Annotated in this window: 31 protein-coding genes; all 31 read left to right on the top strand. The window is 59.9% G+C overall.

Features of this window, described 5'->3' with window-relative positions; genetic code table 11:
- Window positions 1-45 precede the first annotated feature (45 nt).
- Window positions 46-213: a hypothetical protein gene (locus I6L48_RS16695; RefSeq protein WP_216987491.1), complete on the top strand. Its 168-nt coding sequence runs from the start codon at window positions 46-48 to the stop codon at window positions 211-213.
- Window positions 206-1,903: a DNA cytosine methyltransferase gene (locus I6L48_RS16690; RefSeq protein WP_216987490.1), complete on the top strand. Its 1,698-nt coding sequence runs from the start codon at window positions 206-208 to the stop codon at window positions 1,901-1,903. Before I6L48_RS16695 ends, I6L48_RS16690 begins: the two co-directional genes overlap by 8 nt.
- Window positions 1,900-3,639: a phosphoadenosine phosphosulfate reductase family protein gene (locus I6L48_RS16685; protein ID WP_216987489.1), complete on the top strand. Its 1,740-nt coding sequence runs from the start codon at window positions 1,900-1,902 to the stop codon at window positions 3,637-3,639. Before I6L48_RS16690 ends, I6L48_RS16685 begins: the two co-directional genes overlap by 4 nt.
- Window positions 3,636-4,670 carry a conserved phage C-terminal domain-containing protein gene (locus tag I6L48_RS16680; RefSeq protein WP_216987488.1) on the top strand — a complete coding sequence of 345 codons (1,035 nt, stop codon included), beginning with the start codon at window positions 3,636-3,638 and terminating at the stop codon, window positions 4,668-4,670. Before I6L48_RS16685 ends, I6L48_RS16680 begins: the two co-directional genes overlap by 4 nt.
- Window positions 4,648-5,136: a hypothetical protein gene (locus I6L48_RS16675; protein WP_254203219.1), complete on the top strand. Its 489-nt coding sequence runs from the start codon at window positions 4,648-4,650 to the stop codon at window positions 5,134-5,136. The genes I6L48_RS16680 and I6L48_RS16675 overlap by 23 nt, the downstream gene beginning before the upstream one ends.
- Before the next feature lie 2 nt (window positions 5,137-5,138).
- A complete protein-coding gene (locus I6L48_RS16670) occupies window positions 5,139-5,441 on the top strand; it encodes a hypothetical protein (protein ID WP_216987487.1) in 303 nt (100 codons plus the stop codon).
- Between the two features lie 76 nt (window positions 5,442-5,517).
- Window positions 5,518-5,811: a hypothetical protein gene (locus I6L48_RS16665; RefSeq protein WP_216987486.1), complete on the top strand. Its 294-nt coding sequence runs from the start codon at window positions 5,518-5,520 to the stop codon at window positions 5,809-5,811.
- Window positions 5,808-5,987, top strand: coding sequence for a hypothetical protein (locus I6L48_RS16660; RefSeq protein ID WP_143237284.1), 180 nt, complete (start codon window positions 5,808-5,810; stop codon window positions 5,985-5,987). Before I6L48_RS16665 ends, I6L48_RS16660 begins: the two co-directional genes overlap by 4 nt.
- A 2-nt stretch (window positions 5,988-5,989) precedes the next feature.
- Window positions 5,990-6,430: a recombination protein NinB gene (locus tag I6L48_RS16655; protein ID WP_216987485.1), complete on the top strand. Its 441-nt coding sequence runs from the start codon at window positions 5,990-5,992 to the stop codon at window positions 6,428-6,430.
- Window positions 6,427-6,744 (top strand): Ref family recombination enhancement nuclease, encoded by a 318-nt coding sequence (locus I6L48_RS16650; protein ID WP_216987484.1) that lies wholly within the window; start codon window positions 6,427-6,429, stop codon window positions 6,742-6,744. Before I6L48_RS16655 ends, I6L48_RS16650 begins: the two co-directional genes overlap by 4 nt.
- Complete coding sequence (locus I6L48_RS16645) at window positions 6,741-7,163, top strand: hypothetical protein (protein WP_216987483.1); 423 nt, start codon at window positions 6,741-6,743, stop codon at window positions 7,161-7,163. Before I6L48_RS16650 ends, I6L48_RS16645 begins: the two co-directional genes overlap by 4 nt.
- Window positions 7,160-7,858 carry a TIGR02642 family protein gene (locus I6L48_RS16640; protein ID WP_216987482.1) on the top strand — a complete coding sequence of 233 codons (699 nt, stop codon included), beginning with the start codon at window positions 7,160-7,162 and terminating at the stop codon, window positions 7,856-7,858. Before I6L48_RS16645 ends, I6L48_RS16640 begins: the two co-directional genes overlap by 4 nt.
- A 943-nt stretch (window positions 7,859-8,801) precedes the next feature.
- The gene (locus I6L48_RS16635; protein ID WP_216987481.1) at window positions 8,802-9,104 is read left to right on the top strand and encodes a hypothetical protein; all 303 of its coding nucleotides are present in this window, start codon (window positions 8,802-8,804) and stop codon (window positions 9,102-9,104) included.
- 37 nt (window positions 9,105-9,141) lie between these two features.
- Entirely contained in the window at window positions 9,142-9,336 is a 195-nt protein-coding gene (locus I6L48_RS16630; protein WP_216987480.1) for a DUF3283 family protein, read from the top strand.
- Window positions 9,333-9,740, top strand: a complete 408-nt coding sequence (locus tag I6L48_RS16625; RefSeq protein ID WP_216987479.1) for a hypothetical protein — start codon at window positions 9,333-9,335, stop codon at window positions 9,738-9,740. Before I6L48_RS16630 ends, I6L48_RS16625 begins: the two co-directional genes overlap by 4 nt.
- Before the next feature lie 120 nt (window positions 9,741-9,860).
- A complete protein-coding gene (locus I6L48_RS16620; RefSeq protein ID WP_045789814.1) occupies window positions 9,861-10,175 on the top strand; it encodes a phage holin family protein in 315 nt (104 codons plus the stop codon).
- A complete protein-coding gene (locus I6L48_RS16615; RefSeq protein ID WP_042880549.1) occupies window positions 10,175-10,657 on the top strand; it encodes a TIGR02594 family protein in 483 nt (160 codons plus the stop codon). Before I6L48_RS16620 ends, I6L48_RS16615 begins: the two co-directional genes overlap by 1 nt.
- 53 nt (window positions 10,658-10,710) lie before the next feature.
- Entirely contained in the window at window positions 10,711-10,935 is a 225-nt protein-coding gene (locus I6L48_RS16610; RefSeq protein ID WP_042880547.1) for a hypothetical protein, read from the top strand.
- A gap of 1 nt (window position 10,936) precedes the next feature.
- The gene (locus I6L48_RS16605; protein ID WP_113736141.1) at window positions 10,937-11,167 is read left to right on the top strand and encodes a hypothetical protein; all 231 of its coding nucleotides are present in this window, start codon (window positions 10,937-10,939) and stop codon (window positions 11,165-11,167) included.
- Window positions 11,168-11,400: 233 nt separating this feature from the next.
- On the top strand, window positions 11,401-12,270 hold the full coding sequence (locus I6L48_RS16600) for a terminase (RefSeq protein ID WP_216987478.1): 870 nt from the start codon (window positions 11,401-11,403) through the stop codon (window positions 12,268-12,270).
- A 36-nt stretch (window positions 12,271-12,306) separates the two neighbouring features.
- Window positions 12,307-12,951 carry a hypothetical protein gene (locus tag I6L48_RS16595; protein WP_216987477.1) on the top strand — a complete coding sequence of 215 codons (645 nt, stop codon included), beginning with the start codon at window positions 12,307-12,309 and terminating at the stop codon, window positions 12,949-12,951.
- 44 nt (window positions 12,952-12,995) lie between these two features.
- Window positions 12,996-14,693, top strand: coding sequence for a terminase (locus tag I6L48_RS16590; protein WP_216987476.1), 1,698 nt, complete (start codon window positions 12,996-12,998; stop codon window positions 14,691-14,693).
- A complete protein-coding gene (locus tag I6L48_RS16585) occupies window positions 14,693-16,819 on the top strand; it encodes an OmpH family outer membrane protein (protein WP_216987475.1) in 2,127 nt (708 codons plus the stop codon). The genes I6L48_RS16590 and I6L48_RS16585 overlap by 1 nt, the downstream gene beginning before the upstream one ends.
- 300 nt (window positions 16,820-17,119) lie before the next feature.
- A complete protein-coding gene (locus I6L48_RS16580) occupies window positions 17,120-18,046 on the top strand; it encodes a hypothetical protein (RefSeq protein ID WP_216987474.1) in 927 nt (308 codons plus the stop codon).
- 71 nt (window positions 18,047-18,117) lie between these two features.
- The gene (locus I6L48_RS16575; protein ID WP_216987473.1) at window positions 18,118-19,335 is read left to right on the top strand and encodes a DUF4043 family protein; all 1,218 of its coding nucleotides are present in this window, start codon (window positions 18,118-18,120) and stop codon (window positions 19,333-19,335) included.
- Between the two features lie 65 nt (window positions 19,336-19,400).
- Entirely contained in the window at window positions 19,401-19,790 is a 390-nt protein-coding gene (locus I6L48_RS16570; protein WP_043129234.1) for a hypothetical protein, read from the top strand.
- Between the two features lie 66 nt (window positions 19,791-19,856).
- Window positions 19,857-20,294 carry a hypothetical protein gene (locus I6L48_RS16565; protein ID WP_216987472.1) on the top strand — a complete coding sequence of 146 codons (438 nt, stop codon included), beginning with the start codon at window positions 19,857-19,859 and terminating at the stop codon, window positions 20,292-20,294.
- A gap of 1 nt (window position 20,295) precedes the next feature.
- The gene (locus tag I6L48_RS16560) at window positions 20,296-20,877 is read left to right on the top strand and encodes a hypothetical protein (RefSeq protein WP_216987471.1); all 582 of its coding nucleotides are present in this window, start codon (window positions 20,296-20,298) and stop codon (window positions 20,875-20,877) included.
- Between the two features lie 12 nt (window positions 20,878-20,889).
- Complete coding sequence (locus I6L48_RS16555) at window positions 20,890-21,567, top strand: DUF6682 family protein (RefSeq protein WP_216987470.1); 678 nt, start codon at window positions 20,890-20,892, stop codon at window positions 21,565-21,567.
- A 9-nt stretch (window positions 21,568-21,576) separates the two neighbouring features.
- Window positions 21,577-23,211 (top strand): LamG domain-containing protein, encoded by a 1,635-nt coding sequence (locus tag I6L48_RS16550; protein ID WP_216987469.1) that lies wholly within the window; start codon window positions 21,577-21,579, stop codon window positions 23,209-23,211.
- On the top strand, window positions 23,208-23,540 hold the full coding sequence (locus I6L48_RS16545; RefSeq protein WP_216987468.1) for a hypothetical protein: 333 nt from the start codon (window positions 23,208-23,210) through the stop codon (window positions 23,538-23,540). The genes I6L48_RS16550 and I6L48_RS16545 overlap by 4 nt, the downstream gene beginning before the upstream one ends.
- The last annotated feature ends 39 nt before the right edge of the window (window positions 23,541-23,579 follow it).

Raw genomic sequence — 23,579 nt, 5'->3', positions numbered from 1 at the left:
CCTGGCCCGCCTCACCACCGGGCTTTACAAACCAGGACCCAGCCAATGACCAATTCAACCATGGCCCATGGGGGCCACCCCTTGCCGCACTCTTTGCCGCATGACCTCGACCATTGCCCGCAGTGCGGCAGTGAGCTGCGATCCGGCACTGACGGTTACACCTATGAGTGCCCCGCCTGTGCCTACACCGAGCGGGAGGTGCGCCATGCGTAAATCACCGGTCGCCTCCATCTGTCGCAATACCTTGAACCTGTTCGACGAGATCGTAGTGGACAACTTCGCCGGGGGCGGCGGGGCCAGCACGGGGATCGAGATGGCGCTGGGTCGCAGCCCGGAGATCGCTATCAACCACGACCCTGACGCGATCTCCATGCACACCGTCAACCACCCAGGCACCGAGCACTATTGTGAATCGGTGTGGGACATCGTGCCGCGTGATGTGGTTGCCGGCCGCCCTGTGGGGTTGGTCTGGTTGTCTCCCGACTGCAAACACTTCTCCAAGGCCAAGGGCTCGACCCCGGTCAGCAAGAAGATCCGGGGGCTGGCATGGGTCACACTGCGTTGGGCTGCGACTGTTCGCCCCAGGGTGATCATGCTGGAGAACGTCGAAGAGTTTCAGACCTGGGGCCCGCTGCTGATCGACGCTGAAGGAAACGCCCGCCCGGATCCAGCCAAGAAGGGCCGCACCTTCAACAGCTTTATCAACGCCTTGCGCCGCCAGGGCTACAAGGTGGAGTGGCGTGAGCTGCGGGCCTGTGACTATGGCACCCCCACTATCCGCAAGCGCCTGTTCCTGATTGCTCGCCGGGATGGCGCCCCAATCGTGTGGCCCAAACCGACCCATGGCGATCCCGCCAGTGCTGAGGTAAAAGCCGGGAAGCTGCTGCCGTGGCCGACTGCTGCGGACATCATCGACTGGTCGATCCCGTGCCCCTCCATATTCGAGCGCAAGCGGCCACTGGCTGAGAATACCCTGCGCCGGATTGCCAAGGGGCTGGAGCGATTCGTCATCAACGCCGCCGAACCGTTCATTGTGAAGTGCAACCACACCAGCACGCGCACTGTGTACGACTGCTTCCGGGGTCAGGGAATCAACGAGCCCCTGCAAACCATCACCCAATCACCGGGGTTTGCCGTTGTGCAACCAACCCTTGCCCCCTTCATCACCGAGTTCGCCAACGCCAGCAATCAGCGCAACATGCCGGCAGATGAGCCGCTTCGCACCATCTGCGCCCAGGTGAAGGGCGGTCACTTCGCCCTGGTGGCGCCGGTCATCGCCCGCCAGTTCGGCAACTCTGTCGGCCAGTCAGTGGAAGACCCCTTGGGGACTGTCATGGCAAAGGCCGACAAGAGCCAGTTGGTGACCGCGTTCCTGGCCAAACACTACACCGGCGTGGTGGGTGCGGAGCTGACCCAGCCGCTGCCGACCGTCACCACCGTTGACCACAATGCACTGGTCACCAGCCACCTGGTGAAACTGCGCGGCACCTGCCAGCACGGCCAGCCAGTAACCGAACCCATGCCCACAGTCACCGCCGGGGGGCTGCACATCGGCGAGGTGCGGGCCTTCCTGCTCAAGTATTACGGCACCGACTCAACCACCCCCTGTTCTGAGCCACTGCATACCGTGACCACCCGGGACCGCTTTGGCCTGGTTACCGTGCGCGGCGAGGATTACCAGATCGTCGATATCGGGATGCGCATGCTGGAGCCACACGAGCTGTTCGCTGCCCAAGGTTTCCCGGCCGACTACGTGATCGACCACGACGCCACCGGCAAGAAGTTCACCAAAACCGCTCAGGTGGCCCGCTGCGGCAATGCCGTGTGCCCGCCACTGGCTGCCGCCCTGGTGCGCGCCAACCTGCCAGAGATGTGCGCAGATGCGCAGGGGGAGGCAGCATGAAAACCATTATCGATACCGCTGTTAACCCCATGGTTGAGTGGCTTAAGCAGGGGCGTGGCCTTTGCTGCTCGCTGTCGTGGGGCAAAGACAGCACCGCCGTGTTGGTGCTGATGCTGGAGGCCATGAAGCGAGCCAAGGCGGCAGGGGTGACTCTGCCGAAGTGCTTCGCCATCACCAGTGACACCACCATCGAGAATCCGGCGCTGGATGCGTACTTTGAGCATATGGCTGGCGAACTGGAGATGTTTTGCGCCAGAGAGGGACTGCCGATGGAATACCATCAGGTATCCCCGCCGCTGGCCGCCACCTTCCACTATGTCACAGTAGGACGCGGCAAACTGCCTCGTTACCCGGGGATGAGCCGTGATTGCAGCGTGGACTGGAAGATTGATCCCATCATCAAGGCCAAGAAGGCTCTGGCCAAGGAGCCAGGCACTCTCCCGCTAATCAGTCTGGTCGGCACCCGCTTTAGCGAGTCGGAGGAGCGCGAACAGCGCATGACCGAGCGCGGAGATGAGGCTGGCAAGATCCTCACCAACCAAGATGGTGACCTGTACGCTACCCCGATCGCCGATTGGGATGAGGTCGATGTCTGGACCCTGCTCCAGAAGTGCGATCAGCGTATGGGGCGCCAGCTGATTACCTCATTCACCAAGCATTTTGACCTGCTGGTGTCGCTCTACAAGGACGCGAACGGCGGATGTGTGTCTGGCATGGCGGACAAGCAGCTCAACAGCTCAGCATGTGGCGCGCGGTTCGGGTGCTGGGCCTGCGTCGCTACAGGTGACCGTGACAAGTCGTTGCAGGCCATGATTGCCAATGACCGCGGCACTTATGGTTATCTGGAGCCCATTGCCAAGCTGCGTGACTGGCTGTTTGGCATCCGTTGGGACATGTCCCGCCGTGAGTGGCTTGGTCGCTCAGTTGATCAGGAGACGGGATATATCGTCCTGCAGCCTGACTACATCAACTTCGTCACCCGCCGCGACTTGCTGCGCTTCATGCTGACTATCGATGCGGATGAGTGCGCATGGGCTGATGAGCATAACGACGGCTTCCCACGGTTCCAGCTGATCAAGCCTTGGCAGCTGGTCATCATCGACTTCATCTGGTCGGTGTACCGGGATGCTCGCCACGCATTCGGCGCGCTGTATGAGTACCACAACATCATGCGTTGCGGCCGCCGCTATTACCCACCATGCACACTGCCAACCCAGCAGGTGAAGATCCCATCCCGGCGCTGGTTCAAGCCGCCAGAGGGGATTGCCCCGCCGCATGGCATTGGCGGCCTGACAGACCCTGCCCACATCTACGCCATGCAGCATGCTGGCATTGAGGTGCCGACCATCACCGATCGCCTTACCGGCAAGGAGAAGCCGATCTTGTCGTTCGAGAGCTCGCAGGAGATGTCCATCGACAAAACCGCCGCGCTTGAATGGGTCGAGCACTTCATCAACAACCCTATCGCCATTGACTGCACGGGTGAGGACCCGGCAGAGGCAATCAAGTTCTATCTGCACAACCGGATCGTGACCATCAGCAAAGGACAGCCTGCCAGCCTGGACGAAATCATCCAGCGTGCCGAGTTCTGGCAGCGCCTGCAGCGCAAGCTCGGGGTAATGGATATCCAAGCCTATGCGCTTGAGCACTCCATCACTGACGACGAGCACAACGCCATCAAGGGCAATTTCCCTGTTGAGTTCCAGCTTGATCTGTTTCGGGAGTACGCAGCATGAACACCGTTATCCAATTCCCGGGGGCAGGCGCCCCCATTTCCAAACCTATCAGCAGAGGTAGCAACGTGAGCGAAAATGCCCGCAATGGCTTCCGCCTCGCTTACTCGTCGATGCTGAATGCCCCCTGGTACAAGGATGTAGCCAAGAAGTCCGTGTGGCTGCATTTGCTGCTGGATGCGGCCTACGAGTGCCGTGAAGTCACCTTCAATGGCAACCGCCTCACCATTCATCGTGGTCAGCTGGCTTGCTCTGCTCGTTCGCTCGGGAAAGCGTGTGGCGTATCTGAGGATCAGGCTCGCCGGGCGCTGGACTATTTCGAGGAGGAGGGAGCGATCAGCAGGACGACCAAGCAGGGAAAGAGTGGTTACACCATCATCAGCCTGCTGAATTTCGACGCTTATCAGCGCGGAGTTTCGCAACACTTTAGCGCGGAGTATGGTGCGGAGTTTGAGGGCGCGCCAGATATGGGGTTAGAGGGTGATAGCCAACTCAGCGGCGCGGAGTTAGGTGCGGAGTATCATGCCGAAGATCTTATCATTAATAACAATATAAACTCTGAAGATAATAAACAGACCTCTTGTTCTGTTTCTGACGAAACAAAACCGGCTAAAAAAACGGCAGAGCCATCAGCGGATTCTCTGGCTGTGCTGAACCACCTCAACGCCGCATGCAATCGCCGCTATCAGGCCAAGCCAACCACCCTGCAGAACATCAACGCCAGACTGGCGGAGGGCTACTCCGTGGCCGATCTGCAACTGGTGATCGACTTCAAGCGCGAGCACTGGTCCGCAAACCTGAAAATGGCCGAATACCTGCGGCCAATGACCCTGTTTGCGCCGCAGAAGTTTGCTGGATACCTGGCTGGCGCCCAACGCTGGGTTCAGATCGGTCGCCCGCGCTGCCTGAACGGCGAGTGGGAGGGCTTCGAGGGTAAGCGCAAGCCGATGTCCAACATTGCCGCCGCCCAGCAGCAGGCGCGCAGTCTCATCGAATCGGGAGCTGTCAGCTATGACGACGACACTCCCCTCTAACGTGACCGCACTGCCAGCCAACCAGGATGCACCCGCCATGAGCGCCCGCATGGCCGCATTCATCGCTGAGGAGCTGCTGCCGCTGATGGCCGGGAGTTGGCCTGCCAGCGCCAACCAGCTGGATGCCAATGCCCGCGGTGTGGCGTTGGCTTGGGGTGGCGTGCTGCGCGGGTTCACTCCAGCCCAGATCCGGGAGGTGGTGCAGGACATGGCGGCCGATGTGGAGCGCCAGTTCGCCCCGCGTCCGGCAGAAGTGCGGGCAGAGATACTGCGCCGGCAGCCAGCCACGGCCGCACCAACCAGGGCACCGCGGCTGGAGATCTCCATCAGGGCATGCGAGATGGAGGCGACCGTGATTGTGTTGCAGCGTGACGGCGACGTGACGAGCGAGGCGGTGCAGGTTGAGCTGGACAGGATACTCACCGAACGCCGCCATCGCGGTTACACCATCACAGGGAGGATTTAGGGATGTTCAACCAAGACGTGATCGCCGCGGTCAAGGCCGCGAAATTCTGCCGGGTGGTGATCTATCCGCCCGTTCGGGGTTGGTGCGGGGAGCGTGTGCAGCTCGAGGTGGCCGACGAGATCGATGCGCTGGGATACACCGACCAGCGGCGTGGCGCAGGGCATTGGCTGGTGCAGAGCACGACGCCGGAGCGAGTGGCGGAGGAAGCCGCACGGCTGAGAGCCGCGCCAGTGCTGGTGTTGCGGTGTGATGCTTCGTTTGGGGCTGTGGATAACTTCGAAGAGGAGGGCCTTGCCAACCAGTGACACAGGGGGTAGCGCCCCGTACCATTGCCAGTGCCGGACCTAGACCACCCGACAGTTTGACCAAAGGACCCAGACCATGACCAAACCGCATACCCGAGATCTATCCATCGCGACCCAGTTGGGGCGCGTGATATCCATCATGAGCGACGGCAAGGCCCGCACCCTGCGCGACATCGAGCGCGAGTGCTGGAGCCGCTACGGCCACGCTGACACCCAGGCCGCCATCAGCGCCAGACTGCGCGAAGTCTGCTGCTACGGCTGGGTGAAGCATTCCAGCAATCAGGTCATCGACGGCAAGCAGGTGTGGCATTACCACCTGACCCCGTTCCCCACTACCGAGGCCGTAGCGGCTAAGGCGGTGGCAGCATGAGATTCACCCACGCTATCGCAGCCGTTCTGGCCGCCACTGCTGCCCAATCGCCCTGGTTCAACCCGCTTGATTTCAAGCCTGGCCATGGCTTCTGCATCCCCAACCCGCGCAATGACCGGGCCGCACAGCGTCAGCGTGCCGCCTCCAAGCGCCGCAACAAAGCCAAGCGGGGGTGAGCATGAGCTACCCCAAGTATTTTCTGCGCAGCCCAGATATCCGGGTCCGCGCCAGCCAACTGGTCGCCAGCCTGCCGGTTGACCAGGACAAGCCCCTGGTCATCGAAATCAAGGAGCTGACCCGGACCCTGGCCCAGAATGCCCTGTTCTGGGCTGTCATGACCGACATCGCCGAGCAGGTGGTCTGGCACGGTCGCAAGCTCGCCAAGGAGGACTGGAAGCACGTCCTCTCCGCCGCCCTGTACCAGCAGGACGTGGTGCCGAATATCGACGGCAATGGGTTCGTGGTGCTGGGCAAGTCCACCTCCAAAATGACGGTGCGCGAGATGCGCGACCTCATCGAGCTTGCCCAGGCCTTCGGCGCTGAGCAGGGCGTGAAGTTCGGGGATGAATCCCGCCGCGGCTTCGACTGGGTGGCGGCATACGGGAGGGCAGCAGCATGAGCAAGACCAAGGCTGACAAGCAGCATCTCTCCGACGTCGCCTCCCTGGGTTGCATTGTCTGCCGCAATGCCGGGTATGGCGCCACGCCAGCGGAAATCCATCACGTGCGCTCTGGGTCTGGCATGGCCCAGCGCGCCGAGCACACCCGGGTGCTACCGCTTTGCCCGCGACATCATCGTGCCTGCTACCCCACAGGGTTCCACGCCGCCCCGCGTTCCTGGCAGCAAGAGCACGGCAGCGAGGAGACCCTGCTGGAGCAGGTGGCCAGAGAAGTCACCGAACTGCGCAAGAACACCATCGGGAGGGCTGCATGATCCACCTCACCGCCCTCGATGCGGCCCGGTTGCTGGGTAGCAGCCCGAAGGTCAGGAGCGCAGCCAAGCAGGTGCGCAAGGCCCAGCAGGTCACTTCCCTGCACGACAAGGTGCTGATCCAACTGGTCGGCCTTCCTGACCCCGCCACCGAGCTGTTGTTTCACCCCAAGCGCAAATGGCGCTTCGACTACGCCTGGCCCACTCGCATGATCGCCCTTGAGGTCCACGGCGGGATCCACTCCGGCGGCCGGCACACCCGGGGGAGGGGGTTCGTAGAGGACCGGGCCAAGATGAACGAGGCCACCTTGCTCGGGTGGACCGTGTTGGAAGTTACCCCGGAACACATCAAATCCGGCCAGTTGCGCGCCTGGCTGCTCGCCGCCTTCAATCAGGACCCAGACCAGAGGACTAAACCATGACCCACGCTATCGAAATGGCTCTGCGCCTTTTCTCGCCGAAAGGTGCGCTACATGAACCCTCGTCTGGTCGCTCCAGCGCCCTGGGGAGAGGGGAGTTTCTGGGAGCCCTGCAGGTGGCCGCAAAGAGCAACCCGCAAGGACTCCAGTTCCTCATGGCTGACCACCTGGGGGATGAACAAGCCCTTGCGTCGCTGCTGACGCACTTCAGCGCCACGCTGGACAGCGACGAGGCCGGTGGTATGGCCATGGCAATCCTGCTGCGCCGCCCGCTGCCTGAGCAGTTGGAGCACTTGGTGCTGTCTCACCCGCACTATGACAAGGAGCGCCGCCGGGCCGCCGTGGTGATGGAGAAGGCCAAGCGAGCTCACCGCGGTGGCAATGACCACGAGTACCAGCGCCTTCTGGCCGAGCGGAACGAGATCCTGCAGTTGGCTCGCGACCACTGCGTCGCCGAGATGATGCAGTCAGGGCGCTGTCCTCACTGCAAGGGAACCGGGATCCGCCCTCGCAAGGGTGACGACTGCCCGAAGTGCCACGGCACCGGGCGAGTGGTGCCTGATGCCGAGCTGGTCTCGCGCCGGTTCGGGCAGGAGATGCGGCAGGCCGTAGAGCGTGCTGTTGATGAGGTGATCCACCAAGCGTCCGACCTGGCCAAGATTATGGACCGGCAGGTGCGCCAGATGCGGGCGGCTTAGTGGTTGATTTACCTGTTTAAAGTGCATTCGTAGTTGGTGCTTTAGTGCTTTTCTACTGCATATAAACATTAACTACGGTTGATTTTTCCTAGTGAATTGATCATTATTGAGCAACTTAAATCCTTGGATTAAGTCCAATATTTTTACATGACACGTGTAAAAAAAGGGCCCGAAGGCCCTTGGGTTTAGGTGAGAAAATCCTCGAGATGCTTATAAGCATCGAAAGCAAGCCTGACAAGTTTTGCGACAGAGTTGGCTAGCTTGAGGAGCAATTCAGCTGAGTTCGCTATTGCAAGTAGCTTATCAGCTATCTTCGAAGGCCCTGCAGTTGCAAGCTGTGGGGTCTTTGTCTTTTCGGCATGAGCCGAGTCTTTCCGCCCTTTCGGACGTCTTGGTGGCGCCATGTAGTGTCTCCCTATTCGGCGGTTGATAAAGTCGTTCATGTAAAGGCATATTCATCTCGCTCGCTGTTTGGTTTTGTTGAGACCTTGCGGCCAATCTCTGCATTTTCCGATCATTCGCCAGCAGGGACAAGGTCTGTTTATCAGTCAGCCTATTTCTATTTATGCCAAGAAATAGGCCCTGCTGAATCCATTGCCAGAAGCTACCAGAAAGCTGGACACAACGGCAAATCAGATCGCGCCATTCATACCTATCATGCTGTCTGTTTGCACAGTAATTGTCCTGTTAGGCTAAACCAGGTCAAATTAGGTTGACATAATCACAAAACCAAACCCTCTTGGTGGATTTCCGCTCCGCCATTGATATCAATAGTGACATCCTGACAAGCTGATTTCGTGCTTCTCTCGTTGTATAAAGCTGTTTTACAACGGCGTCAGCCAGATGCCTTATCGTCAATCAACATCATCCTGCGGTTCCTCTACTGTGTGCAGAGTGCCAGCCGGATCGCTAAATTGAATGCAGTTGGCAACGGAGTGGCTCAATGGACAGCAAATGGAAGTGGCCGGCGTTGAAGGTTGCAAGGTGGGCGTTCAAACATGGTGAGTTCTTCGATCTCTACGATGTGTCCTATCTGCTTGGCATCCAGGCCAGCGATGCAAGCAAGTTGGTGATCTATCTGAGGTCATTGCGATGTGTGGAAACGGAGGCCGAAACCAGGCGTTGTAAACCAGAGCCAGGGCGAATTGCTGGCCGCCGAGTATTCCTCAAGGTGGTGGCAATACTCCGGGATCCTGACATGGCGCAAAATTGCCTTGGTGTGGTGGAGAGATCGGTTGCCGATTGAGGTAGTATTCCGCAAAACTGCTTTTGTGGAGTTGTCTATGTCATTCAATCTGTGTGCCCTGCCTAAGGACGAGCAGGAGCGTGTTGAGGTAGAGAAGGCCGCTGCGTTCGCGGTATGGAAGGAGCGAAACCCTGAGATCAAGACTCCAGCCGAGAGCGAGGCCGGGAACTACAAGGGGGAGATGCAGACCTACTTCCTGCAGCAGGTCGAGCGGTACCGGAAGGTGAAATGACGCCATTAATTAAGGACTACTACGACATTACTCCCGAGATGGAGGCAATGCTGTGCTTGATGATTAATGGGGGCAGGCTGTCAATTACACCCTCCGTTCGCATCGTTCATAAAGGCTCTATGCATGAGTTCAGTATCTCAGATTATCTCTGGTTGAAGAGTGCAGGGGTGATGCGAGAGCGTCCCGATGGGAAGGTGGAAATTAAAACAATTGTGTATGCCGATATAGCCGAGTGCATCGGGGCATTGGGAATTGATGTGGGTAACTTGTTGGGATGGGCTCTTGGTAGAATTGATTTAGCCGAAGAATCGAGTGCCAAGGAGGATTGGCAGTTGGTGACAATCATCGCGAAGTCTAATGGGTATCTAGTTGGAGGGTCGCCTGCGGGATTTACCGTAGTGTGAGAAGTTGAATCCCCGGCGCCCCAGCGTTAGTATTGCTCAAAGATGGCCAGAGTCCCCGTGACCCTGGCCTTTTTCATTTCTGGCCCGCCTCGTGCGGGCTTTGTCGTTTCTGGAGGGGCGATGACGCCTGACAAGGATCCACAGAACTACAGCGTGCTCGCCTATCTGGCATTCGGCGGGCTGAGCGTATGGGGAGGGCTTGTGACCTACATACAGACGGTGAAACGCGAGGGAAGGCAGTTCCGATGGGCCGAGGCGCTGCTGCAGGTGGTGGTGTCAGGGTTCGCCGGGATGCTGACCATGCTGCTGAGCTGGTACATCGCAGCCCCGCTCCCGTTGTGCGGCTTCATGGCTGGCCTGGCTGGCTTGATGGGGTCGAAAGCACTGGAGCTGTACGAACGCCGGGCAACCGGCTGGATGGGAGGGAGGGAGTGATGGTGAAAATGCGCTGGGTAGATGAAGCCCGTAGGCATATCGGGTTGACGGAGATTAAGGGGCCCCAACACAACCCCGAGATCGTGGCGATGTGGAAGGCCATCAAGCGGGGTGGCATCCGTGATGATGAAACCCCGTGGTGTGCCGCCTTTGTTGGAGCGTGCCTGGAGCGGGTCGGTATTCAGTCCACCCGGTTCGAGGGGGCGCGTTCCTATGCCTCCTGGGGGGAGAAGCTGGAAAAGCCGGTGGCAGGCTGCGTAGTGGTGTTCTCCAGGGATGGTGGCGGACACGTTGGGTTCGTAGTGGGGCAGGACAAGGCTGGCAATCTGCTGGTTTTGGGCGGCAACCAAGCTGATGCGGTGAACGTGAAGGCGTTCCCTCGCTCCCGGGTAACCGCATACCGCTGGCCCGCCGGTGAGCCGAAGCCTGTGGGGGAATTGCCTGTGATGGCTGCGGCAGAGTTCTCGAAGTCCGAGGCATAGGCGCAAGCCTTGCCAATATCGCCGGATAACCGGTAACAGCAGAGGAGAGTGCGATGGAACACATCGTTGAGGTGGTCATCAACTGGATTGTCATCCTGATGGCTGTAGTGGGCGGCGCGTCCATGGTGGTGCAGGGGCTGGCCAAGATCGCGGCTGTCACCCCGTCCACCCGGGACGATGAGGTGATCGGGAAGGTGCAGGCCTTCTTGGTTGGCCTGACCAAGGTGCTGGACAAGCTGGCTATGAACCTGCCGGCTGAGAAAGCCAGGAAGCAATAACATGAACAGCTTGCTCCAACTGCTCGACATTCTAACGGCCCTTCTGGGCCGTTGGCTTAAGCGGGAGAGGGCAAGGGAGGTGCAGGAAAGCCATGACAAGAATCATGCGGACCCACAGGGGCGTTTTGCTGAGCGTTTCGGTGCTGCTTCTGGCCAGTTGTCAGACAGCTCCAAGCCACACAGCGAACTGCCCGCCACCCACACCCAGGCTGACATGGAACCCCGCCGCTAATGGCGGGGTTTGTCTTTCTGGGGAATCCACAGCCGACCTACTGGACTATCTCGATGCACTGGAGCGATGCGGTGGTTAATGGCATTACCGTGACCGGGGTTGTTACTCAGGTGAGGGAGTATGACGGGAGTCAGGCCCTGGTCACCCTGAATACTGGCGTCTCCGTCGTAGTACCGGCTACCCATGAGCCTGTACCTGGTGATGCCATCGTCGAAGGCGAGTTATCTCTCTAAATGGCAAAGACCGACTGGGCACAGCTCAATGCAGAGTTCCTGCAGGAGCATGAAGCGACAGGCATCAGTGCGAAAGACTGGTGTGACAGCCGCGGCCTGAACTACAACTCGGCGCGTCGCTATTTGAAATCTCGGGGGCAATCCCCTGCGCAACCTGACAAATCTCGCGTAGCTGCGCAATCTGCGCATTCCGAAGTGCGCAAAACTGCGCAATCTGCGCAAAGTGCGCAAACCAAGGGGAATGAGGCCAAGGCCAAAGGGGGAGAGCGAGAAGGGGAGAAGTCCTCCGCATCCACTCGCACCCCGGCAGACTCAGCCCAGAACCCGAAAACAAACGGCCGGGACAGCAGCGGCCGCTTCACCGAAGGCAACCCTGGCAACCCCAATCCTGTCACGAAATGGAAGCCCGGCGACCGCCCGGCACTGACCCACGGCGGCTATGCCAAGTTCCTCGATGCCGAGGAGCTGTTCGACCAGGCCCGCGAGTTGCAACTGCGCGACGAGCTGGACTTCACCCGGGCTCGCGTCATCTCCGTCACCAAGCTGCTCAAGGGGCTGCAGCAGGACCTGGTCACGGCCAGCGAGATGACTGACCGCATTGCGCTCTACGACAAGATCCTGAAAGCCGAGCAGGCCCTTGACCGCAACATTCAGCGTATCGAGTCCATCGAGCGCACCCTGAGCGCCCTTCGCATCGACGAGGTGAGCGTGCCCAAGATTGAGGAGGATACTCGGCGCATCCGGGCTGCGGCCCGCAAGCTAACTGCTGAAGCGGACCGACTCGAGAAGGATGGCGGCAGCGAGGCCACCCCGGTCAGCGAGATGGTCACCGAGCTGCAGGGGATGGGGACTGGGGGGCTGATGTCGTGATAAAATGCGCATAGTTTCATAAAAGGTTTAATGGTTATGTCTGATAAACCACTAAATAACGTTGACGATAGTAATGAAGTCGAGCGGTTATATAGAAGAAATACACTATTTTTTGCCAGTGTAATAGCTGTGTACTCACTTGCGGAGGGCAACATTGGTAGTGATGTTTCCGTAGGGATAGCAAAAATAACATTTAACAATCCCACTGTTATAGAATATTCAATGGTAATGACATTGTTGTATTTTTGTTGGCGCCACTTACTTGTGAGTAAGGTGATCAGGCTCTATCTGGTGGATAGAGCCATTGATGGTGTTACTTTACCACCAAGAGTCATCAGAGCTTTGGTGAAAAAAACAGAAAGCAAAAGAGAGGAACTGAAGTGTATTCGTGACGAGCAAGCAGTTAAGCCTGATTTTAAAGGGTGGAAACTTTGCGGGATCGGGTTTTGCTCTTTACGAATATCATACAATTATGCGTGGCGTGGAGGAAAGACTGAACAAGGAGAGGAAGAGTTAGACGTCTTTAGTTACTTTGGATGCTTTGTTACTCTTAATCTTAAATATAGACTTTCATGGCTCAAAAATATTGCTATTCAGACCCACTTTGGGGATGGTGTTTTACCAGTTTCATTGACCGTGATAGCAATTGTTCTATACGCGACACATAACATATTTCGATAGCTACCACCCGCTTCGGCGGGTTTTTTATTGCCCGGAGAGTCCCCATGACCGAACTCGATACCTCCGCCATGACTGAGCAGGAGCAGATGGCCTACATCCGCTCGAAGCTCAGCGATAAGTGGTGGCGGATGAACAACCTCTACATGATCGAGAACGAACAGGGCAAGCTGGTGCGCTTCCGGCTTCGCCCGGCGCAGGAGCTGCTGTTCCGGACCATGTGGTACCTGAATATTATCCTCAAGGCACGCCAGCTCGGATTCTCCACGGCCATCGATATCTATCTGCTGGACGAGGCGCTGTTCAACAACAACCTCAAGTGCGGGATCATCGCCCAGGACCTGACGGCAGCCGGCGAGATCTACCGCACCAAGATTGAAGTGCCGTTCGATAACCTGCCGGGATGGCTCAAGGCCCAGTTCAAGGTGGTGACCCGTCGCGGCGGGGCGAATGGCGGGCACATCCTGTTCCGGCATGGTTCCAGCATCCAGGTGGCCACCTCGTTCCGCTCCGGTACCGTCCAGCGCCTGCATGTCTCCGAGCACGGGAAGATCTGCGCCAAATACCCGGAGAAGGCCAAGGAGGTGCGTACCGGTACCCTCAACGCTATTCATGAGGGAGCGATCGCATTTATCGAGAGCACGGCAGAGGGTGTCGGCGGTGACTTCCACGCCATGAGCATGAAGTCGCTGGAGATGACAAGGGCTGCTGGTGAGCTGACCAAGCTCGACTGGAAGTTCCACTTCTTCGCCTGGTGGCAGGATCCCAAGTATCGCGCCGACGTCCCCGCTTCCGGTGTGGTGATGAGCAAGGCCCAAGCGGAATACTTCGCCGCAGTGGAGAAGGCGATGAGCTGCACCATCAGCGACGAGCAGCGCCAGTGGTACGTGCTGAAAGAGGGCACGCAGCGTGGGGAGATGAAACAGGAGTATCCCAGCACGCCGCTGGAGGCGTTCCTCACCTCCGGGCGCCGGGTGTTCGACCCCATCGCTACGATGGAAGCAGAGGGCGATTGCATGGCCCCGCTCATCGTCTATGACATCGACCCGGTCACCGGCAGGCGTGAGAAGGCCCGCAAGCCGGAGAAGCTGGACGAGCAGGGACAGCGCTCGCTCGAGAACATGCTGCTGGTCTGGGAGTTGCCAGACCCCGACGAGGATTACGCCATCGGCGCCGACGTGGCGGAAGGGCTGGAGCACGGCGATCGTTCAAGCCTGGATGTCACGGCCAAGAGCGACGGCCGTCAGGTGGCCCACTGGTTCGGCCATCTCGACCCGGGGCTGTTTGCCCAACTGCTTGCCCACGTTGGAAGGTTCTACGGCAGCGCAGAGCATGGCCCGGCCTACATCGGGCCAGAGCGCAACAACCACGGCCACGCCGTGCTGCTCAAGCTCCGTGAAATCTACCCGACCCGGCGCATCTACACCCAGGAGCACATCGACCGGGACCGCGACGACGAGACGCCACGCCTCGGCTGGCTCACCACTCGGCAGTCCAAGCCGATCCTGGTTGATGGCCTCAAGGACCTGCTGCGTGCCGGGCAGTCTGGGATCCGCTGGATAGGGACCATTTCCGAAGCCACCACCTACGTCTACGACAAGAGCGGCAGCATGAACGCCCAGGACGGCTGCTACGACGACCAGCTCATGAGCTACATGATTGCCCAAGAGATGCGTGCCCGGATGCCGGCTCGCATCGTCAAACCTGAATCCTCCCGCAAACCCAAGCACTGGATGGCCAACTGATGATCAACGCCCAACCCAAGGCCCCTGAAAAAGGCGGCCTCGATACCCCGCGCCTGCTCAAACTGATGAGCGATATCAACGGCCAGCCGGACTGGCGCTCTATCGCCAATCGGGCGTGTGCCTACTACGACGGCGATCAACTGCCGCCCGAGGTGGTGAGTGTGCTCAAGGCGCGGGGCCAGCCCATCACCATTCACAACCTGATCGCGCCGACCATTGACGGCGTGCTGGGGATGGAAGCCAAGAGCCGCACCGATCTGATGGTGATCGCCGATGACCACGACGACGAGCTGGAGCAACTGGCCGAGGCCGTCAACGCTGAATACGCCGATATGTGCCGCCTTGGCGGACTGGACCGCGCCCGGGGCGAGGCCTACGGCGGCCAAATCAAGACCGGCCTGGGCTGGGTTGAGGTGTGTCGCCGCGATGACCCGTTCGGCCCACGTTATAAGTTCAGCAACGTCCACCGTGACGAGGTTTATTGGGACTGGCACAGCAGGGAGCCGGACCTGAGCGACTGCCGCTGGCTGATGCGACGCCGCTGGGTTGATCTGGATGAGGCCAAGACCATGTTCCCGAGCAAGGCACAGGCGCTGCAGTGGGGAGTCAACGACTGGGAGGGGGTCGTGAGCCTGACCTCCATCGAGGGGCTGGACCCCAATCTGGTCAGCGCCTATGACGAGTGGAGCCAATTCAGCGGCAAGGAGATCGAGTGGTGCAGCCGGGAGCGGGATCGGGTGCTTCTGCAGGTGGTCTACTACCGCACCTACACCATGCGTCAGGTGCTGATGCTGGACTCCGGTCGGGCACTGGAGTACGACAAGACCAATCAACTGCACCTAGCTGCTGTGGCCATGGGGCGCGCCAAGCTGGAGCGCTGCCCAGTGGCCGTGATCCGGGAATCCTGGTTTGTCGGCCCCCATCATCTGGTTGATCGACCCTGCTCTGCGCCCCACAACATGTATCCGCTGGTGCCGTTCTGGGGTTACCGCAAAGACCGCACCGGCGAACCCTATGGGCTGATTGTTCGAGCCATGCCGGCGCAGGACGAGGTGAACCTGCGGCGCATCAAGCTGACCTTCCTGCTGCAGGCCAAGCGCGTCATCATGGACAAGGACGCCACCAACATGAGCCAGAGTCAGGTGCTGGAGCAGGTCGAGCGCCCGGATGGCTATATCGAGCTCAATCCTGACCGCGCCAACAAGACCACTGTGGCCGATGCCTTCAAGGTGGAGCAGGACTTCAACGTGGCGGCCCAGCAGTTCCAAGTGATGCAGGATTCGGTGAAGCTGATCCAGGACACCATGGGGGTTTATGCCGCCTTCCTGGGCCAGGGCTCCACCGGGCAGTCCGGCGTGGCGATCAGCAACCTGGTGGAGCAGGGGGCAACCACGCTTTCCGAGATCAACGACAACTACCGGATGGGCTGCCAGCAAGTGGGGCAGTTGGCGCTGGCGTACCTGCTGGAAGACATGGCCAGCAAGCGCAACTACAAGGTGACCGTGAACCGGGATGACCCCCGCCGCCGCAAAGCCGTGGTGGTCAACGTGGAGCAGGAGGATGGCAAACTCACCAATGATGTGACCCGGCTGCGAGCCCATATTGCCCTGGCGCCCATCCAGCAGACCGCAGCTTACAAGCAGCAACTTGCCGAGCGAATGACCCAGGCTATGTCCCAGCTGCCGCCAGAGGCCGCCGCAGCCTGCTTCGATTTGCTGGTTGAGCTGATGGATGTGCCGCGCAAGGCCGAGTTTGTGGAGCGGATCCGCAATGCCCTGAACATCCCGAAAGACCCGGACGAGATGAACGAGGAGGAGCGCGCAGCCGCCGAGCAGCAAGCCCAGCAGGCCCAGATGCAGCAGGAGCTGGCCATGCGCGAGATGCAGGCCAAGCTGGCCGAGCTGGAGGGCAAGGCCGCCAAGTGGCAGGCAGAGGCCCAGCGCATCGCCAAGCTGACCGACTCCATCCGGTTCGAGGATGCCCTCAAGCAGGCCCAGACAGGCAAGACATTGCAGGAGATGGAGCGGCTTGCCGCTGAGCAGCAGAGCATCCAGGGGGAGCAGGCCGTGCTGCAGGCTCAGCTGTTGGACACCATCCAGCAGCAGATCGACGCCATCGCGCTCTGATAGTTGCTTTCCTGACCTGCCAGCGTTACGATTTCCCCAACATGGCCCAGTCTGTCGAGATTGGGCCTTTTCTTTGGTTGAGTTGTCAATCAGTAGCGTAACTGACTCCCTTTGAGTATGATTTGTGGTGAGTCTAATGACTCCCGTACTTGTTTTAAGCCCGCCCTCCCGCGGGCTTTTTTTATGGACCAGCCTCGAGCTGGTTTTTTTGTGCCCAGCTCCAGCCGGAGAGGGCTTTCACCGAGAGCCTTCCCCCGCTTGGGCAGCGATACCACCCACTGAAAACCCACGAGGACAACCATGGATATGAACATCGACGACCTGAACGGCACTGAGAGCCTGGACGAACTGGAAGCCATGCTGGAAGCGATCGAGCGTGAGCCCGATAGCGAGCTGGATGATGGCACTGGCACCGAGCAAACGGACGTACAACCCGCGCCGTCGGCGGGCGAGGTGGCAGCCGGTAACGAACAGGGCAGCACCGAGCAGGGCGGTGAAGGGGTCGCGGAGCCTGAGAAGGTGATCCTGGCCAAGAGCGGTCAACACACCATCCCGTATGAAGTGCTGGAGCAGGCGCGCAATGAAGCCAAGCAACTGCGTGAGCAGCTGGCTCAGTCGCAGCAGGCCCAAGCCGAGCGGGACAAGCTGCAGGCGCTGATGGAGAAGCACGGGATCAACCCCGACGTGGACCCCGACGACATCAGCCAGGAGGAGCTCGAGCAGTTGGCGCAGGACTACCCGGATCTCGGCAAGTCCATCGCCGCCATTGCCCGCAAGCTCCAAAAGCTGGAGCCCCAGGTCGCCCCGCAGCAGGTTCAACCCACCCTCAACCCGGTACAGGCCGCACTGCAGGCGGTACCTGATCTGGTGAGCTGGCGGGAAAAGGACCAGGACCGTTTCGACTTCGCCATCATCGTCGATGAGAAGCTCCAGGCTGATCCCGCGTGGCAAGGCAAGTCGCTGGATGAGCGATTCGCAGAGGCGGCGCGCCGCACCAAGCTGGCCTTTGGTGATGAGGTTATTCCTCCCACCAAGGCACCCGGCAAGGAGGCGGATAAGCCTGCCGATTTCATCCCGTCCAGCCCTTCGGCACTCGGCCAGACCCATCATGCCGCCCCTACTGGAGTGGAGCGCTTTGGCGCCATGTCTCAGACCGAGCTTATCGGCGAGATGGGCGCCATGACGGACGCCCAGATGGAGGCGCTGCTGGAGCAGGCCGGGTACTAACCTACCACCTATTTCAATAAGCCAACCCCGACCACTGTGTCGGGGTTTTTGTTTTTATGTAGGAGAGGACCATGACCCAAGTCACCTCGGCGCAAGCCAACAAGATTTTGCAGGCCGCACTGTTTACGGCGGCCAACCGTTCTCACTCGCTGGTGAACATGCTGACCGAAGAGGCCCCCAAGGGTGCCAAGGTCAACGGCGGCAAACAGACCAGCGCCGGCGCCCCCGTGGTGCGCATCACCGACCTCGGTAAAGGCGCCGGGGATGAAGTGGACATGCAGCTGTTCCACCAACTGTCTGGCCGCCCGACCATGGGTGACAAGAAGCTGGCAGGGCGCCTCGAGAGCATGTCCTTCGCGGACTTCTCGCTCAAGATCAACCAGACCCGCCACGGTGTGGACGCAGGCGGCAAGATGAGCCAGAAGCGCACCAAGCACGACCTGATCAAGACGGCTCGCGTGCTGCTGGGCGATGGCTACTACGGTCGCCTGGTTGACCAGCGTGGCTTTGCACAGCTGGCCGGTGCTCGCGGGGATTACTCGGCCACCGATATCATCCTGCCGCTGGCCGATGATCCCGAGTTTGCCGACATCATGATCAACGAGCTGACCGCGCCGACCTACGAGCGCCACTTCTTCGGTGGTGATGCGACCAGCTTCGAAGCCCTTGATGCGGCGGATCGCTTCAACCTCGGCTGTGTGGACAACATGGCGCTCTACCTGGCCGAGATGGCCAACCCCATCCAGCCGATCCGCATGGTGGCTGACCCGTCCGGTGGTGAGCCGCTCTACGTGCTCTACGTGACCCCGCGCCAGTGGCACGACTTCTACACCTCCAGCTCCGGCAAGGACTGGCAGGCAATGCTGGCTTCCGCGACGGAGCGTAGCAAGGGCTGGAATCACCCCATCTTCCGCGGGGAAGGCGCCATGTGGCGCGGCATCCTGGTCAAGCCCTACAAGGGCATGCCGATCCGCTTCAACCAGGGCAGCATCGTCAAGGTGTGTGCCGCCAACTCCGCGACAGGGGCGGAAGTGAACAAGGTTGCGGGCACCCTGATCGACCGCGCCGTGCTGCTGGGCGGCCAGGCGCTGGCCAATGCCTTTGGCTCTGGCGAGCAGGGGGGCTCTTTCGGCATGCACGAAGAGAAGACCGACCACGGCAACAGCACCGAGATCTCCATCAGCTGGGTGTCCGGTCTGCAGAAGATCCGCTTCAAGCAGCGCAACGGCAACATTCAGGACCATGGCTGCATGGTGCTGGATACCGCGGTGAGCGCCATCGCCCGCTAAGCCGCTGACCCATGGGGCTTCACGGCCCCATCACATCACTATCTGACCAGACAAGGAGCCATATCATGGCCAAGATTACCCTGATCGCCCGAGCGTACCGCTGGTTTGTCGGCGCATTCGGCAACCTCTCTATCTCCCCGACCCTGGTGGCCAAGCTGGCTGCGGTACCCGCTGGCGATGTTGTCGCATACGGCGACAATGTGGAGCCCAACCTGAAAGTGGTGGGGGTGACGATGTTCAGCACTGCGCTGGGCGCGAGTACCACCATCACAGCCAAGATCGGCACGACCACCATCATCAACGCCGAGAGTACGGTGGGGGCGGTGGCAAAGTATTACCCGGTCGATGACCTGATGACCGAGCCTGACCAGGAGCTCACCCTCACCGTTGGCGGCGGCGCTGCGACGGGCACGGTCAAGCTCAAACTGCATTACGAGGTAGTCGGCAACCTGTAAGGCTGCCGATCACTGTCCGCCCGGCCCCGTGCCGGGCTTTTTCGTTTCTAAATAGGAGTCATCGCCATGAGCGACAAGATTGCCGTGGTTTACATCGGCGACAAGCCGAGCAAGAAAGACACGGTCACCGGCAGCCGCCTGGTCTTCCCGCGCCATATCGCGGTGGATGTGGAGAGTCACATCGCCATGCAACTGCTCGAGTTCCCGACAGTCTGGATCCGCCATGAGGCACTGGCTGGCGAGTTGGCGCGTCAGGAGACTGCCGCCGAGATGGAAGCCCAGGAACTGGAGCGCCTCGCCGCTGAAGCTGCCCGCCTGGCCGAAGAGCAGAGCATGGTGGTCGGTGAGCGCGATCTGGCCAAGATGACCTCTGCCCAACTGGCCACCTTGGTGGAGGGGGAAGAACTGGATATCGAGCCGCAGGGCCCGCAAGAGAAGGTGTCCGAATACCGGGTGCGCGTGCGTGATGCCCTGAAGGCCAAGCTGGCAGAGCAGGGGGAATAGCATGCAGATGGTGTCGCGTGAGCAGTTCCTGCCCACTGTCAGGCTGCACATCACCGGCCCGCTCGAAGTCATGCTGAGTGAGGCCGTCACAGAGGCGGCCATCACGTTCTGCCGGGAGTCGGCCTTGCTGACCCTTGACCGACTGCTGCCCAGCGCGTCAGCCGGCAGCCTGGTGGAGGTCTGCAACATCAGCGGGATGACATCGTGCAATGTGCTGCACCTGACCGGAGAAGGGGGCGCGCCATTTGTCAGCGGGCAAGACTTCTTCGCCATGTCGGCCAATGAGCTGAGCATCCTGACAGATCTCTGCAATGTGCGGATCTGGTATGTGGCTGCCCCGGCCAAGAACGCCACCGAGCTCCCAGCCCAGCTCTACCACGATCACGCCGATGCCATTGCCCATGGCGTCGCTGCTTTGCTCTACGCCCAGCCAGACCGCCCCTGGTCTGACCCTAAGCGGGCAGAATACCACCGGACTGAGTTTGTCGAAGGTTGGCGTCGCGCTGGCCGGTTCCGCAAAGAGCACAGCGCCCCGACCCAGGTCGAATTCCACAACCCGCCCCGCAAACACACTTTTTTCTAAAGGACTCCACACATGGCAACCGTTAACGTTGACTCGATCTTGAAGCGGGTAAATACCCTGCTCAATGATCGCACCTGGGTTCGCTGGCCCAAGCAGGAGCTGTTGGACTACTACAACGATGCCGCAAAGGCGATCGTGTTGATGCGTCCTGACGCCCACACCAAGAACGTTCAGTTCAACTGCGCCGCTGGTACCAAGCAGACTCTGCCAGCAGATGCCCTGCGGCTGATCGAGGTGCTGCGAAACGCCGACGGCAAAGTGATTCGCTTTGTGCCGCGGCGCGCTCTCGATGACAGTTACCCGGACTGGCATGCAGGTAAGGATGGCACCAGCGTGGCCGCCTACACCTATGACGATCGGGACCCCAAGAACTTCTATCTCTACCCGGGCCCCGCCGCCGCAGTGAAGGTGGATGTGATCTACTCCGTGGCGCCGCAATCTAAGGTGCTGGCGGACGTGGAAAACGTGGGCACTCCGGCGCTGGCCGATCTGGATGACATCTACATCAACCCGCTTATCGACTTCATCATGTACCGGGCCTTCTCGAAGGACTCCGAATACAGCGCCAACTCCAATCGGGCTGTCGGCCACTACAACGCCTACCTGCAGCAGTTGGGTGAAAAGACCCAGGTTGACGCCAACTTAGAGCAGCGCAAGACCGAAGGCTTCTCCCGCGTGACCGGGCAATAAGGGGGCGTCATGGCTGGAGTGTGGAAGCGTGACGGTACGGTGGCCGTCACCAATGGCAACAAGAAGGTGACCGGTACCGGGACCACCTTCGCAGACACCAAGAACGGGGTGGCCAAGGGCCACCTTTTTTGTATCACCAGTGGTACCTCGGTGGATGTCTACGAGGTGGACTACGTGGTGTCCAACACCGAGATCTATCTGGTACAGGCCTACCGTGGCGTTACTGCCACGGGCAAGGCCTACGAGATCATCACGACTTTCTCAGATTCCGTCCCTGAGTTCGCCCGCCGACTGACCGCCACACTGAGTGCCTATCAGCAACAGAGCGATGCCTTCCAGGCGCTGCTGACGAGCACTGCCGCCACTGTTGAGGTGACTGCACCGGATGGTACCAAGCAAACACTGATCCCGTGGAAGCGTGTGACCAGCGAGGGGGAGGGGCAGGCGGCTCGCGCCAAGACGGAGGCGGACAAGGCAGCAGCAAGCGCGGCCCTGGCTGGCGATATTGTCGCAGCGTCTGCCCTCCCACTGCCGGATGTGTGGGCGCCGCTCTCTGACAGCCTGCGCCTGCTCACGGGGTTTGGGCGTGATGTGCTGGTCGGATCGGATGTGGTGGCGAGAATGGTGGATTTCTCCCGCAGCACCACGGCCACCTATATCGGCAAGGATGGCCTCCTGAAAACGGCAGCAGTAAACGAACCGAGGTTCGAGAAAGAGGGGCTGCTGATTGAAGGGCAGAGCACGAACCTCATCCCGACGAGTAATTTCCCGCAGAACTTGGCTGGATGGATTGCACCTAATTCATCTGGTAACACCCATGCGTACGGATTGGCCCCTGATGGGTCGAATGCCGCAATGAAAGTGGCATTTGCCGGTGACGGTTTAAATCGGGGTATTCCTGAGCTGACCGATGGCGTGACATACACATTCAGTTTCTACGCCAAGAACGAAAATGCCACCGCCGTTGAGTTTCTTATTCGAATTGGCGGGTCTACTGGGTCGGTTGTATTCCAGGTTCCAGGTAACACTCCATGGCGTCGTTATCAGGTGACGCAAACCTACAAGGAAGGGGATCGCTCCTTGCGTTGGTATGTTAATACCAAGAACGTGGAGATCTGGCTGTGGGGGGCTCAGATTGAAGCCCTTCCTTTCGCCAGCTCCTACATCCCAACAAATGGGGCGGCAGTCACGCGAGGGAGAGACGTTGTAAGGCTGCCGTGGGCTCGGAATGTCTCGGAACGAGAGATCACTGTGGCCCTCAATTACGATGTGTTGAGCATTTTGCTGCCGCAACAACGGCTGATTGAGTATTCCTCCCCGGTAATACCGCGATACCTCTTCCAGGTTGTCTCTGATAACGGGGGGGAGTTCCACACAATGGCAGGTACAAATGCGCTGAAAGTCGCAAACCCCAGCACAGCCTATGGTGCCACTGCTGTAGCAGCGACAACACCTACCCGGCACGCCCTGAAAATCACGGGCAAACCCATTACCTCTTATGTGGCGACAGGGCCGCTGGGCGCAACCTCAAATATCGACATAGGGGCCGCCGCCAACGGAGGTTCACCCATGTATGGCCACATCCGCAATCTGCGCATCTGGCACCGGGCACTCACGGACGATCAACTCAAGGCGGTAGCATGACCGATTTCATCGACCTCAACCTCAAGGCGGCCGACAAGGCCGCCATGACCAAAGCCCTGCTGGCCGCCGGCTTTCTCAAAGACGGCGAGACAGGGGCTCTCTATCACCCTACCGCCTCGCTGCAACTGCTGCCGCCTGGCATGGTCACCCGCCCCACTGGCACGGTGCAGACCGTCGATGGCATCGAGCTGGAGGTGCGTGAGCCCGTACCCGGCTATCACGCCAATGTGCGCACCGAAGACCCCGCGATGGCCGCCGCCCTGGCGCCGGTGACGATCGCAGTAGAAACCCCGCAGTATATCTGGGCCTCGAGTTCTGTAGGCGCGTGAGTCTTGCCTCCTGGCGCTCCCGGCGTTAGGATTTACCCA

This window comes from Aeromonas sp. FDAARGOS 1418 (assembly GCF_019048585.1).
GTDB lineage: Bacteria > Pseudomonadota > Gammaproteobacteria > Enterobacterales > Aeromonadaceae > Aeromonas > Aeromonas caviae.
The sequence above is the reverse complement of the archived record's forward strand: the minus strand, read 5'-3'. Positions and strand labels throughout refer to the sequence as shown.

Coding starts and splice junctions, on each gene's coding strand:
- I6L48_RS16695 (WP_216987491.1), top strand. CDS start 46: ATGACCAATTCAACCATGGCCCATGGGGGCCACCCCTTGCCGCACTCT.
- I6L48_RS16690 (WP_216987490.1), top strand. CDS start 206: ATGCGTAAATCACCGGTCGCCTCCATCTGTCGCAATACCTTGAACCTG.
- I6L48_RS16685 (WP_216987489.1), top strand. CDS start 1,900: ATGAAAACCATTATCGATACCGCTGTTAACCCCATGGTTGAGTGGCTT.
- I6L48_RS16680 (WP_216987488.1), top strand. CDS start 3,636: ATGAACACCGTTATCCAATTCCCGGGGGCAGGCGCCCCCATTTCCAAA.
- I6L48_RS16675 (WP_254203219.1), top strand. CDS start 4,648: ATGACGACGACACTCCCCTCTAACGTGACCGCACTGCCAGCCAACCAG.
- I6L48_RS16670 (WP_216987487.1), top strand. CDS start 5,139: ATGTTCAACCAAGACGTGATCGCCGCGGTCAAGGCCGCGAAATTCTGC.
- I6L48_RS16665 (WP_216987486.1), top strand. CDS start 5,518: ATGACCAAACCGCATACCCGAGATCTATCCATCGCGACCCAGTTGGGG.
- I6L48_RS16660 (WP_143237284.1), top strand. CDS start 5,808: ATGAGATTCACCCACGCTATCGCAGCCGTTCTGGCCGCCACTGCTGCC.
- I6L48_RS16655 (WP_216987485.1), top strand. CDS start 5,990: ATGAGCTACCCCAAGTATTTTCTGCGCAGCCCAGATATCCGGGTCCGC.
- I6L48_RS16650 (WP_216987484.1), top strand. CDS start 6,427: ATGAGCAAGACCAAGGCTGACAAGCAGCATCTCTCCGACGTCGCCTCC.
- I6L48_RS16645 (WP_216987483.1), top strand. CDS start 6,741: ATGATCCACCTCACCGCCCTCGATGCGGCCCGGTTGCTGGGTAGCAGC.
- I6L48_RS16640 (WP_216987482.1), top strand. CDS start 7,160: ATGACCCACGCTATCGAAATGGCTCTGCGCCTTTTCTCGCCGAAAGGT.
- I6L48_RS16635 (WP_216987481.1), top strand. CDS start 8,802: ATGGACAGCAAATGGAAGTGGCCGGCGTTGAAGGTTGCAAGGTGGGCG.
- I6L48_RS16630 (WP_216987480.1), top strand. CDS start 9,142: ATGTCATTCAATCTGTGTGCCCTGCCTAAGGACGAGCAGGAGCGTGTT.
- I6L48_RS16625 (WP_216987479.1), top strand. CDS start 9,333: ATGACGCCATTAATTAAGGACTACTACGACATTACTCCCGAGATGGAG.
- I6L48_RS16620 (WP_045789814.1), top strand. CDS start 9,861: ATGACGCCTGACAAGGATCCACAGAACTACAGCGTGCTCGCCTATCTG.
- I6L48_RS16615 (WP_042880549.1), top strand. CDS start 10,175: ATGGTGAAAATGCGCTGGGTAGATGAAGCCCGTAGGCATATCGGGTTG.
- I6L48_RS16610 (WP_042880547.1), top strand. CDS start 10,711: ATGGAACACATCGTTGAGGTGGTCATCAACTGGATTGTCATCCTGATG.
- I6L48_RS16605 (WP_113736141.1), top strand. CDS start 10,937: ATGAACAGCTTGCTCCAACTGCTCGACATTCTAACGGCCCTTCTGGGC.
- I6L48_RS16600 (WP_216987478.1), top strand. CDS start 11,401: ATGGCAAAGACCGACTGGGCACAGCTCAATGCAGAGTTCCTGCAGGAG.
- I6L48_RS16595 (WP_216987477.1), top strand. CDS start 12,307: ATGTCTGATAAACCACTAAATAACGTTGACGATAGTAATGAAGTCGAG.
- I6L48_RS16590 (WP_216987476.1), top strand. CDS start 12,996: ATGACCGAACTCGATACCTCCGCCATGACTGAGCAGGAGCAGATGGCC.
- I6L48_RS16585 (WP_216987475.1), top strand. CDS start 14,693: ATGATCAACGCCCAACCCAAGGCCCCTGAAAAAGGCGGCCTCGATACC.
- I6L48_RS16580 (WP_216987474.1), top strand. CDS start 17,120: ATGGATATGAACATCGACGACCTGAACGGCACTGAGAGCCTGGACGAA.
- I6L48_RS16575 (WP_216987473.1), top strand. CDS start 18,118: ATGACCCAAGTCACCTCGGCGCAAGCCAACAAGATTTTGCAGGCCGCA.
- I6L48_RS16570 (WP_043129234.1), top strand. CDS start 19,401: ATGGCCAAGATTACCCTGATCGCCCGAGCGTACCGCTGGTTTGTCGGC.
- I6L48_RS16565 (WP_216987472.1), top strand. CDS start 19,857: ATGAGCGACAAGATTGCCGTGGTTTACATCGGCGACAAGCCGAGCAAG.
- I6L48_RS16560 (WP_216987471.1), top strand. CDS start 20,296: ATGCAGATGGTGTCGCGTGAGCAGTTCCTGCCCACTGTCAGGCTGCAC.
- I6L48_RS16555 (WP_216987470.1), top strand. CDS start 20,890: ATGGCAACCGTTAACGTTGACTCGATCTTGAAGCGGGTAAATACCCTG.
- I6L48_RS16550 (WP_216987469.1), top strand. CDS start 21,577: ATGGCTGGAGTGTGGAAGCGTGACGGTACGGTGGCCGTCACCAATGGC.
- I6L48_RS16545 (WP_216987468.1), top strand. CDS start 23,208: ATGACCGATTTCATCGACCTCAACCTCAAGGCGGCCGACAAGGCCGCC.